Source organism: Pontibacter sp. H249, assembly GCF_037892465.1.
Classification (GTDB): domain Bacteria; phylum Bacteroidota; class Bacteroidia; order Cytophagales; family Hymenobacteraceae; genus Pontibacter.
On sequence record NZ_JBBKTR010000021.1, the window covers coordinates 56512 to 68956 of the forward strand.

The window sequence follows — 12445 nt, forward strand, 5'->3', positions numbered from 1 at the left end:
AAAAAACTAATTTTAAAAAACAAGCCTCAGCACCTCTTCTTGCTTCGAAGTCAGGTAATGGAGATAAACAAATAAAGTTAATCCTATGCAAGTATATTACCCAGGTAATCGTATCTGTAGTAAGAACATAACAAATAAGAAATATTGATTTCAGATTTACTCCTTGAGCCACGTCAAAGCTATAGTTCCTAAAAAGCCACGTCTATACTTACGCAGTAAAGCCAAACTTTAAACAAAGTATAATAGTAAATGAAGACGAACAGATCTACAGGTATAAACAGAGATGAAAACCATTGGTATAATCGTAGCCACTCACCCTGCATAAAACATTAAATAACCTGAACTATAAAACATGAAAAAATTACACACACTACTCATAGCAGCCATACTTCTGTGCACAGGGGTAACCTCCTGTAACCAAGCCGCTACAACGCAGGAAGAAACAAACGGAGCCACTGCTGAAGATCAGCCAACACAAGGTACCGCACAAACAGATTGCCAGCCACTGGAAACCCGTGAGGCGAACGTACCTGAGCAGAAACCAACTTTCGAAGGGCAGACACGTGCCTGCGGTATCACAACTGATGCTGGATTTGATGTGGTAGTTCTTACAAAAGAACTGGATACACCCTGGGCTGTAGAACCACTACCCAACGGTGATTTTCTTGTAACTGAGAAAGGTGGCCAAATGCGAATTGTCACAGCTTCTGGTCAGGTTGGCCAACCAATTAGTGGTGTACCAAAAGTAGTTTCCCGTGGGCAGGGTGGCTTATTAGATGTTGCATTAAGCCCAAATTTTTCATCTGACAGAACCATATTCTGGAGCTTTTCTGAGCCACGAAGTAACGGCAACGCCACCAGTGTGGCACGCGGGGTATTATCAGAAGATCGCAGAAGCTTAAGTCAGGTTAAGGTTATCTTCCAGGCGAAACCTGCCTATGATGGTGATAAGCACTTTGGCTCAAGGCTTGCTTTTGCACCAGACGGTATGCTCTTTATTACACTCGGTGAACGTTCCGATATAGAGATCAGGCCACAGGCACAGCAAATGGACAGCCACATGGGAAAAATAATCCGCATTGCACCTGATGGCAGTGTACCGAAAGATAATCCTTTTATAAACCAATCTGGAGCTTTGCCTGAGATTTGGTCTGTGGGCCACCGCAATGTGCAATCCTCTGCTTTTGACAGTGAGGGTAATTTATGGGTTGTAGACCATGGGCCAAGAGGAGGCGACGAAGTGAACATTATTGAAAAGGGCAAAAACTACGGCTGGCCAATTGTTACTTATGGAGAAGAGTACTCAGGCAGACCTATTCCAAACTCAGTAACTACAAAAGAAGGCTTCGTAGATCCTGTATACTATTGGGATCCGGTAATTGCGCCATCCGGCGCACAATTTTATACCGGCGATGCGTTTCCGGAATGGCGCGGCAACTTATTTATAGGTGGCCTCAAGGATAAGGTACTGGTACGACTGCGAATAGAGAACAACCGCGTAACTGGAGAAGAACATTTGTTAGAAGACCGTAATCAACGCATAAGAGATGTGCGCCAGGGGCCAGACGGCGCCCTCTACGTTGTTACCGATCAATCTAACGGAGAGCTTTTGAAGATCACGCCAAAAAGATAAAACCAGTATGTACTGCATCACAAATATGTTAATCTGCATACGCAGTAATCATTTAAAACTAAGAAGGCCTCTGAAAATTCAGAGGCCTTCTTGATTAATGTAGATTAGAGGTAGTTTTATACTTTGTCAGATTAGTTTCCTTTTCTGTTTAACTCTTCTAGGTTTTTTCTGCCGCGCTCATCAATTTTCTGACCTTAACTGAATCTGTAGCGTAGCATTACGTTTACACTACGTTGTCTGAAGTATTGGTCAAAGTTGTTCACGTTGCCTATGGTGAATAAGGTAGTAGGTATTTCAGCATCAATAATGTGAATCGCTGCAATTACATACTGCACCAGCTGATAGTTGAATACAAGATTATAAGTTTTCTTGAACACCTGCGTTAAACCAAAGGCATGTGTGCATTGTGGCCTTAGGCCCGGCTTACCCAGGCAGTACGTATAGGAGTAGCAGTTGGCGAAGAATGGGTTTAACTGCCGGTAATTAGGGCGCTGATGAAAGGTGTACTGGTTAAGAGTTGTGCTATAGCAAAACACCCTCCAGACATCAAGTGCTAGAGGGTGTTTTCAAATATTATTTAAAAGTAAAAAGTATACTACTTGCCGCTAACTGCCTGTGTAGCCGCATTGGCAACAAGTTTTACATCAAGTGTAAATGTGTCGTAAATAATCTTATCCGCAGCAGTACCAACTAGGCTAGAGCGGTATTTGATATCATACTTTGTTCTGTCTACTTTGATAGCGGCAGTTGCTTCTGCTGTTTTACCAGATACTTTTACAATAGCCGGAAACGTAATTGGGTGGGTAATGCCTTTGATGGTAAGGTCGCCGGTGATGGTGTAGTTGGCCTCTCCTGCTTTTGATTTCGCAAGTGGGCTTGCTTTTGTTATCTTAAAAGAGGAAGTTCCATACTTTTCTACCGAGAAAAAATCATCGGATTTTAAGTGGTCTGTCAGTCTCTTGTTAGATTCTGCCCTGGTAATATCCTCTACTACAATAGAGGCCATATCAATGGCAAAATCGCCACCAACCAACTTGTTACCATTTACCTGAAGCGTACCACCAGAAAGCTTGATATTGCCATAATGCTCTCCTCCTACCTTCTTGGCATTCCACTTCATGGTACTGCTTTCGGTGTTTACATTAAGCGTAGTTGCTGCCACTACATTTTCTGTGGTACCTACAGCTTTATTACACAAGGTTGTGGCACCAGTTGTTACTAGCATCGTGGCCAAAGCCAGCGTGCTTACCAGTACAGGATACTTTTTCATAGAGATTGCCAAGAAGTTTTTTAGATGTTTAAAGTTTAGCTAAAGTATGCTATTTCAGTGAATTAAAAGTATACTTAATTTAAAATAATTTACAACTTCAGTTCTGGCTCACCACCATCCATCTTAAAACGAATTGTAAGTTCAGAACCCATTCCTTCTTCCGTATCAAAAAATTTTTCCCTCGTTTTTTTCAACTATTCGCTTCACCATGTAAAGGCCTACACCACTGCCCTGCACGTGCGAATGCATCCGTTTAAATAACTTAAAAAAGAGTTTTTAAACGCTGTTACCTCTAAGCCATCTCGTCTTTAACCGAAAGTTTATTAAGATATCACTTAAGAAAGCAATTCATATAGCTTAACGCTGCAATGCTACAGCAAATCTTTCTTTTGATTAGATCAAAAGCTTACAAATTAATCGACTTCACACAGATAATATATTGCTCAACAAGACAGTCATGTTCATTATCATCTTTAATATCTATATAAAATAATTTTAAAATATTCTCACCAAGAACTTGTAATTTGCATCAAAATTCGATTCCATTTTACACTATTACAAGCCCTTAAAGCTTTCATGGCACTAGCCTCACTTTTACCAAAGCCTTCCGGCACTACAACCGGGAGCATAATCTTTTTATGTATAGTTTTATACTTCGTGCAGGCTTATGCTGCCATAGCGCAGGCACTGCCAAACCGTGAGTTTAGAGGAGTGTGGGTTGCAACTGTCAGCAACCTGGACTGGCCACAGCAAGGCGCCACTGCAGAAAACCAGAAAGCAGCACTGCGTACGCTCTTTGACAAAATAAAAGATGCGAACCTGAATGCAGTGTTTTTTCAGATTCGTACCGAAAGTGATGCCCTTTACAACTCCAGCAAAGAACCATGGTCAAGGTTCCTGACAGGCAAGCAAGGGGTAAATCCGGGGTACGACCCACTGGCTTTTGCTATTGAAGAAGCCCATAAAAGAGGCCTGGAACTGCATGCCTGGATTAACCCGTTCCGTGTAAATGCATCTACCTCCGCCAGTATCACTTATGCTGATAACCACGTTTCGAAATCTAAACCGGAATGGCTGCTAAGCTTTTCTACCGGCAAAAAAATATTGAACCCCGGCCTCCCGGAAGTAAGAACTTACATAGCCTCTATAGTAAAAGAAGTAGCAGATAACTATGCTGTTGACGGCATTCACTTTGATGATTACTTTTACCCTTACCCGGAAACAAACTTCACAGGAATTACCACAGAAGATGCGCAAACCTATAACCAGTACGGTGCTGGTTTTACAGATGTGAAGGCTTGGCGCCGACATAACGTGAATGAAACTATCCGGCTAGTGCACGAGGTACTGCAGAGCAGCAGGCCACAGGCACGCTTTGGGGTGAGCCCTTTCGGAATTTACAAAAATGGCACGCCAGCTGGCATCACGGGTATGGATGCTTACAATGCAATTTATGCAGACCCCATAAACTGGCTAGAAAACGGGCACATCGATTATCTTACGCCACAATTATACTGGCCAATTGGCGGCGCACAGGACTACCGTAAACTATTGGAATGGTGGTCTGATAAAACGTATGCCTCATCGCGCCACCTGTATGCCGGCCATGCCATTTATAAAACAACATACACTGAGCAGGAAACACTTAACCAGATTGAAATTAGCAGGCTTAACCGCCACAAAAACGCCCTGGGCGATGTGCTGTACAGAGCTGTTAATCTTAAAGACAATACCCTGAACATCTATACAAATTTAAAAAACAACACCTACCAATATCCCGCTGCCCCTCCTGCCATGCCCTGGAAAAACGGAGCTCAACCACTTGCACCCGAAAATTTGGCAGTAACTGTAAGCGAGGCTACCGGAGAGTATGTTATAAACTGGCAAAGAAACGCTGCCAGCACCAACCCTTTTAAACGTTACCTGGTTTATACTTCGGCTACTATGCCAGCAAGTATAACAGATATACCAGAAGGCGCTGTGAGGGCACTAGTAACAACAGAAACATTAACGATACCTGCCGCACAGGTTCCGCAACATGCTTCTTATTGGGTGGTAACTGAACTTAGCAACAGCAACGTAGAGAGTGCCCTGAGCAATGTCGTAACCACCGGCAACCTTACTGCGAGCACTAAACCGGTAAAAGAGAGCAATGAAGTTAAGGTGTATCCCAACCCAGCTGGCCGTACCCTTTACGTTGAGCTTACCCTGAAAAAGAGCTCTCTTGTAAGAATTGACTTCGTGTCTATGGACGGACGCATCAAACTACGACCAGTGCAGAAGCGATATGAAGCTGGCTCACATATAATTAGCATTAACAGAGAAAGATTGAACCCGGGTGTGTACGCCCTGATTGTTACCGCAGATCGCCAACGAACTGTCAAGAAAGTTATCTTAAAGTAAAAGTATAAAACATCAGCGGCCCAAAGTATAACCTTGGGGCCGCTGATGTTCTAAAAGCTGTATCTTATTTGTGACCCTCTTTACTCAAACCTCAGGTTCAGGATCGGGTTTACTCTGGCAGCCTTCAAGGCCTGGTAGCTGATAGTTAAGAAGGCAATAAACGCAGCAACTACTCCGGCTACCAAAAATGCCCAGAGCGGCATCTCAATACGATAGGCAAAATCCTGAAGCCATACGTGCATGGCATACCAAGCTAACGGAAAGGCTATAAGAGCCGCCACCACAACCAAAGCCAGGAATTCTTTGGAGAGCAACGCCACAATGGTAGCATTTTCAGCTCCTAACACTTTACGGATGCCGATTTCTTTTTTTCTGCGCTCGGCAGCATAGGCAGCCAGGCCATACAAACCAAGGCAGGCAACAAATATGGCAATCCCAGTAAATATCCAGAGTAAGGTTTTCAGCTTGTCTTCTGCCTTATACATCTTTTCAAAGTTCTCATCCATAAAAATGTACTCAATAGGATAGTCTGGTGAGAACTTGCTCCATACTTTTTTAACCTCATCAATGGCCCTACCTATGTTTGATGCATCTAGTTTAACCGCTACTTTCCAGTAGGCATTTGGAAAAATCTGCAGCACCGTTGGCTCTACTTTGTCGTAGAGGCTCTTAAAGTGAAAGTCCTTTACCACCCCAATAATCTTTCCTTCCTTTAAAGAATCAGGGTTTTGGTCGTTCCACACATGCCAACGCAACGGCTGACCCAACGCTTGCTCCGGTGTACCGTAGCCTAGTTCTCTAACAGCTGTTTCGTTAAGCATAAACGCATGGTCAGCATCTGTTCTATAATCTTTCGAAAAAGGCCTGCCAGCCAGCACTTTTACATTAAGTGTGTTAAAATAGTCGTAGTCCACCATCAGCTGCGTAACGCCATGGTTTTTTTGCTCTCCATTTATAAGTGTGGTAATGCCATCGCCTGCAGTTGCATCTCCCGGGAAACCATATCCTATCGAAACATTTTTTATACCGGGTACTTTCTTCAGTTCATTCTGAAACGTTTCATAGTTCTTGAACATGTTATCCCCTCGCATCTGGAAAAACATGATCTGCTCCTTATTAAAACCCAGGTCTTTGTTGTGCAGGTAAGAAACCTGCTTATACACCACAAATGCGCAAATAATCAGAAAAACAGATAAGGCAAACTGTATCACAATCAATCCATGCCTCAGCCACTGTATCCGGCCCACCTTGGTATCTACTACAACGGCACTTTTAAGCACTTTAACAGGCTTGAAGCCTGATAAGACCAAAGCCGGGTAAAAACCTGCCAGCAAACCCACTACCAACGTTAGGCAAAGCAGCAACACAAGCAGCAAGGGCTGGGTAAATATGTTAAAACTCATTTCCTTTCCGGTAAAAGCATTAAGCGATGGCAAGACCAACGAGGTAAGTGCAGCTGCGAATATGATACTTATCAGCGTGAGAATCACTGTTTCAGACAGGAACTGTATGACCAGTTGGCTTCTGCTGGCACCTATAGATTTACGCACCCCCACTTCCTTAGCACGTTGCATAGATTTAGCAGTTGCCAGGTTTACAAAGTTGAAGCAGGCAATCAGCAGAATAAAAACTGCGATGATACCAAGCGCCTTTACATAAGTAATGTTTCCCCTGATAGACTGATCATACTTAAAGTCTGCAGAATACAGGTATACTTCGTGCAGGGGCTGAAACACCGGCAGGTAATTATAAGGTTTATTCTGATCCGGATCGATCTGCTGTTTTACAATATTCCTGAACTTTGATTGCACCAGGTTAGCGTCTGTACCCTTATTTAATTTAACATAAGTATAAAACTGTTGCCAACTCCATTTCTTCATCCTTTCAGCTGGTAGCTCAGCAGCCTCCATAGGCAAAATAAAATTAACTGGTAAGTGAAATTTGTCGCTGCTCCTGAAAACACCACGCACAATGTAGGGCAGTTTATTAACTGTAATCTGTTTCCCAACTGGATCTATATCACCAAATACACGCTCAGAAAACTGATCAGAGATTACAATAGAAGAAGGATCAGTCAAGGCTTTTTCAGGAGAGCCATACTTAAAGGGCAGCCGGAAAACTTTAAAAAAGTTAGAGTCTGTAAAGGTTCGCCCTTTTTCGTAAAGGCTTTTCTCTCCGAATTCAACCAGGTTGTTTGCATCAAACTGCAGCATCAGAATGCGTACCACCTCCTCTACCTGCGGAAAATTCTGATCCAGAGTGGTGCCATACATAGGAGGCACAGGTGCCACAAACGAACCGGCTTCTTTAGCCGACATATCGTTGTAAACACGATAAACCCTATCCCCTTCCGGCAAAAACTTATCGTACTGCAACTCATCGTACACAAATAGCCCAATCAGCAGGCAGGCGGTTAGGCCGAGCGCAAGCCCTGATATATTGATAAGCGAAAAAGCCTTATGCCGGAACAGGTTGCGGTAGGCTGTTTTAAAGTAGTTTCTGAACATAGTTTTAAAGATAAGTATTGGTGTTAGGATGCTGATATGTTATAAAGCTTGTAACTATCTGCTTTACCATGCACAGATGCAGTGCCAATAACCTATATGATTGTCTATTAGACAATTAAGCAATTAATACTTTATTACCTCTGTGCATTTTCGCGCGCAGAGTGTGCGAATTCGCACGCCCCCTCCTCCACCTGTTTGCTATAGTACCTCGTATTCAAGATGTTGTAAGAATGGCATAATTGTAGTTTATTTATCTGTGATTATATTAAAGCACTTATGCAGTTAAAAAAGGCTTCCATACTTGTTATAGACGACGATCCGGATGTGCTCACCGCCATGCGCCTGTTGCTGCGCCCACAGTTAAAGGAAATCATCACAGAAAAGAACCCGGAACAACTTCCTGCCCTGCTCAAAAGCCTGGCCTTTGATGTTGTGCTGCTGGACATGAATTTTAAGAGTGCATTAAATACCGGAAACGAAGGTCTTTACTGGTTAAAGAAGATCAAAGAACTGAAGCCAGACACGGCAGTGGTAATGATCACCGCATACGGCGACATTGACCTTGCCATACGATCACTGAAAGAAGGAGCCTTTGACTTTGTAGTAAAACCCTGGCAAAACGAGAAACTGCTCCATACGTTAAGTGATGCCATCAGCAACAAGGCAAGCAGCACCGGCAGCCAAGCCCGTAAAAATGCGCCTGCACAACTTAGCGGTTTCGAGCTGCTAGGCGAGTCGGAGGCCATGCAGGATATCTTGCTTAAAATAAAGAAAGTTGCTCCTACCGATGCCAACATACTTATACTTGGAGAGAACGGCACCGGCAAAGAACTCATAGCGAAAGCCATACACCAGCACTCGCTGCGTGCTGATAAACCTTTTATAAAAGTAGATGTGGGTGCGCTTACAGAATCCTTGTTTGAGAGCGAGCTGTTTGGCCATAAGAAAGGCGCTTTCACGGATGCCCGTGAAGACCGGGCAGGCCGTTTTGAGGCGGCACACAGCGGTACTATTTTCCTGGACGAGATCGGAAACATATCGCTGCACCAGCAGTCAAAGCTCTTAAGTGTACTTCAGAACAGGCAGGTAATCAGGTTGGGCTCCAACGAGCCGGTTGATATTGATGTACGCCTGCTTTGTGCCACAAACGTTCCGCTTACCGAACTGGCAAATGAGTCACGTTTTCGCAAAGACCTGATTTACCGGATCAATACTGTAGAGATCATGGTGCCACCACTCCGTAAACGAGGCAACGACATTATACTTTTAGCCAGTCACTACATGCAGGTGTATGCCAGTAAGTATATGAAACCACAGCTTGAGCTGTCGAAGCAGGCATCCGATAAATTAATGAGTTACCACTACCCTGGCAACGTAAGGGAGCTGCAGTATGCTATAGAGCGTGCCGTAATTATGGCTGATGGTTATGTACTGGAAGCGCAGGATATACTTTTCTCCCCAATCGAGTCAGCGCCCGCCCCGGAGACCCAGCCAATGGAATCTAACCTGGAGGAACTGGAGAAAGCTACGATTCACCGGGTAATGGAAAAGCATAGCGGCAATATGACAAAGGCTGCCAAGGAACTGGGTATCACCCGTACCGCACTGTATCGCAGACTGGGCAAGTATGATATTTAGATCATTTGAAGCCAAGCTAGTGCTGCGCGTGGCCCTGCTGCTGCTCACGCTAAGCATGCCTGCCTTAGTTATACTTCAGGATTGGGCAGAGCTGCTTGTATTTCTGCTGCCGCTTATAGCTTACCAAGTATACGACCTGATACATTTTACCAAACAGGCGCAGGAGGAGTTTAAGCAGTTTATTGATTCGGTGCATTACCGCGATTTCTCCAGGCATTTTAATGAAAACCATGTACCTACCCAACTGCAAACACTACGCAAGGGTTTTAACGAGATAAATGCTACGCTAAAGGCCATAAGCACCGAGCGTGAAACACAGTTCCAGAACCTGCAGAAGGTAATGGAGCTGGTAAATACCGGAATTCTATCTTATAAAGTAGACTCAGGAGAAGTAGTGCTGATGAACGAGCCATTAAAGCAGCTACTGCACCTGCCTTACATGCAAACCATACATTACCTTGCCAAACGTGATAAGGCACTTTATGAGGAGGTACAGCACCTACAGCCTGGCCACAGTAAAATAGGTACGGCCAACACAGCCCTCTTTGAGAAGAATGCTTTTAAAGTGCTCATATCTGCCACCACGTTTATGCATGAAGGAGAAAAGTATAAACTGGTTGTTTTCCAGAACGTGAACGAGGCCCTGGACGAGACAGAATCGCAGGCATGGCAGAAGCTATTGAACGTGATGACGCATGAAATCATGAATTCCGTGGCGCCAATTGCCTCACTGGCCGAAACGATCAGGGCAAGGCTGGCGGAAATAGAAATGAAAGGTACCGATGCAGCAGATGTAGAAGACCTGGAAGTAGGCGTAGAAACAATAAAGCGCCGTAGCGAAGGCCTGCTTCGCTTTGCTGAGACTTACCGCAGCTTGAGTAAAATCAACAGCTTGTCGCTGCAAACGGTGTATATAAAGGATGTGTTCGCCAACCTGCAACGTCTCATGCAGCCAACTCTTAACCATAAGCAGATAAAGCTAGAGCTAGCGGTAAAGGACCCGAACCTTAAATTACAGGCAGATGCCAGCCTGCTCGACCAGGTACTTATAAATTTGCTGGTGAACGCAATTGAAGCGGTAAAAGAAAACCCAGAACCGGAGATTATACTTTCTGCTTACCAGGACAATGAACAGAAAACAGTTATCAAAATTATGGATAATGGCCTTGGTATGACCAGGGAAGTACAGGAAAAGGTCTTCATCCCTTTCTTCACAACTAAAAAGCAAGGCAGCGGTATTGGCCTGAGCTTGTGCAAGCAAATCGTGCTACTGCACAAAGGTACCATTCAGTTGCAATCAGAAGAAGGCGAAGGCACCGTTTTTACCTTGCGATTCAACTAAATGTTATATTTTTTTCAGTTACAAAAACTCCCTACTCAAAAAATAAATCACGTTTTAAGCATCTTTATGCAAGAATTGTAAACTTTTTATCGTACATTGTAGAAAATAATGAACGAATACACTGCTGCAAGTGTAGTAAGTGTATAATAAACAACATCATATGAATAACGGAACAGTAAAATTCTTCAACGAAACTAAAGGATTCGGTTTCATCACAGAAGAAAATTCAAATCAGGAGTACTTCGTACACGTATCTGGCCTGGTAAACGAGATCAGAGAAAATGACAAAGTTACTTTTGATCTTCAGGAAGGAAGAAAAGGACTAAATGCAGTTAATGTTAAGCTTGCTTAGTCTGGCTATATAACTCATTTGAAAAAGCCTTACGTATAGTAAGGCTTTTTTATTTCCTCAGGCAAACCCTCTTAATAGTCCCGGCAAGTTTCACCCCTTCTTGCAGGGTTAACCAAAGTAAACTCAGATGAACAGAAAATATTTAGTTGACACCATAACGCGGGAGTACCTGTGTGTTGCATTGCAAAAAGGACGGGAATGGGAGCCTAACAACCAGGATTCTCTAACATCTTTCATGGAATCGCGGTCACACAAAAACGATCCTGCCTTCGAATTACTTTCAGGGGAGTATAACGATAACTCCTTCTTTGAAAAATGGATACGTAACGGCACTAATTTTCTTTTTAAGTATTAACAGCGAAAGTATTGCGTGCCACACATTAAAAAAACTTAAATCAATATATGGGTAGATCACAGGAAACCTTTAGTAAAAAAGAAAAAGAGAAGAAAAAACTTAGAAAAAAGCAGGACAAGGAGCAGAAAAAGGAAGAGCGCAAAGCCAATTCTAACAAAGGCAAAGGCATGGATGAGATGCTGGCTTATGTGGATGAGTTTGGTAATATTTCGGCTACCCCTCCAGATCCGACCAAGAAGAAAAAAGAGTTCAAGCAGGAAGATATCCAGATCGGTGTATCGAAGCAAGCTGAACCAGACCCGGCTGATTTAATCAGAAAAGGAACTGTAACCTTTTTTAACTCCTCTAAAGGATATGGTTTTATTAAAGACCATGACACGCAGGAAAGTATATTTGTGCACCAGAACGGCTTAACCTGCCCAATAAAAGAGAATGATAAAGTAACATTCGAAGTGGAGAAAGGGCCGAAAGGTTTAAATGCAGTAAACGTAAAGGCTGCATAACACCATAAAGGATTCCTTTAGCAAAATACTACTTATTCGTTCACACCAGGAGGTACTTACTGCTTTGTAAGTGCCTTTTCTGTTTTTAGGCAGTCTCCAAAAAAACAACCCAATAACATAAAATAGAAAAGGGCTCCTTTTTTAAGGGAGCCCTTCCTATATCATTGAATTGTAATTATCAGTAAAAACATTTCAACTTTTTAGCCGTCCATTTATACGGGGTATACTATAGCAAGGTTACGTTATCTGAAAAAAAATTATTTTTTCCATCTTTACATAACAGGCTTAACGCATTTACTTCTCGCACTCATTTGGCAGCGAGGGGATGTAAGCTCATCTTGTCTTATTGCATTTAATCAAAACAGCTCTTTTGAAAGGAAGGCGCTCCCTTGAGGAAACTTTAAGAATGTTAAGTACTGTTGGTTGAAATTTTGAGATAATG

At 43.1% G+C, this 12445-nt stretch carries 10 protein-coding genes; 7 read left to right on the plus strand and 3 right to left on the minus strand.

The annotated features are described in order from the left end of the window. The first annotated feature begins 352 nt into the window (after positions 1-352). Entirely contained in the window at positions 353-1633 is a 1281-nt protein-coding gene (locus WG943_RS19685) for a PQQ-dependent sugar dehydrogenase (RefSeq protein WP_340411601.1), read from the plus strand. A gap of 194 nt (positions 1634-1827) precedes the next feature. On the opposite strand, the gene WG943_RS19690 is transcribed toward WG943_RS19685, so the two are convergent. Next, on the minus strand, positions 1828-2169 hold the full coding sequence (locus tag WG943_RS19690; RefSeq protein ID WP_340411602.1) for an outer membrane beta-barrel protein: 342 nt from the start codon (positions 2167-2169) through the stop codon (positions 1828-1830). Positions 2170-2228: 59 nt separating this feature from the next. Further along, positions 2229-2903, minus strand: coding sequence for a YceI family protein (locus WG943_RS19695; protein WP_340411603.1), 675 nt, complete (start codon positions 2901-2903; stop codon positions 2229-2231). 576 nt (positions 2904-3479) lie between these two features. On the opposite strand from WG943_RS19695, the gene WG943_RS19700 reads away from it, so the two are divergent. Further along, complete coding sequence (locus WG943_RS19700) at positions 3480-5306, plus strand: family 10 glycosylhydrolase (protein ID WP_340411605.1); 1827 nt, start codon at positions 3480-3482, stop codon at positions 5304-5306. Positions 5307-5386: 80 nt separating this feature from the next. Here WG943_RS19700 and WG943_RS19705 read toward each other — a convergent pair whose 3' ends face one another. After that, positions 5387-7813, minus strand: coding sequence for an ABC transporter permease (locus WG943_RS19705; RefSeq protein ID WP_340411606.1), 2427 nt, complete (start codon positions 7811-7813; stop codon positions 5387-5389). 276 nt (positions 7814-8089) lie between these two features. Between WG943_RS19705 and WG943_RS19710 the strand changes: the two genes are divergently transcribed. From WG943_RS19710 to WG943_RS19730, 5 genes are all read left to right on the plus strand, one after another. Continuing rightward, positions 8090-9451: a sigma-54-dependent transcriptional regulator gene (locus tag WG943_RS19710; protein WP_340411608.1), complete on the plus strand. Its 1362-nt coding sequence runs from the start codon at positions 8090-8092 to the stop codon at positions 9449-9451. Next, entirely contained in the window at positions 9441-10793 is a 1353-nt protein-coding gene (locus WG943_RS19715; protein ID WP_340411609.1) for a sensor histidine kinase, read from the plus strand. The genes WG943_RS19710 and WG943_RS19715 overlap by 11 nt, the downstream gene beginning before the upstream one ends. A gap of 160 nt (positions 10794-10953) precedes the next feature. Next, a complete protein-coding gene (locus WG943_RS19720) occupies positions 10954-11145 on the plus strand; it encodes a cold-shock protein (RefSeq protein ID WP_340411611.1) in 192 nt (63 codons plus the stop codon). A gap of 127 nt (positions 11146-11272) precedes the next feature. After that, complete coding sequence (locus WG943_RS19725; protein ID WP_340411612.1) at positions 11273-11500, plus strand: hypothetical protein; 228 nt, start codon at positions 11273-11275, stop codon at positions 11498-11500. Between the two features lie 47 nt (positions 11501-11547). Further along, on the plus strand, positions 11548-12003 hold the full coding sequence (locus tag WG943_RS19730; RefSeq protein ID WP_340411614.1) for a cold-shock protein: 456 nt from the start codon (positions 11548-11550) through the stop codon (positions 12001-12003). Positions 12004-12445: the final 442 nt, after the last annotated feature.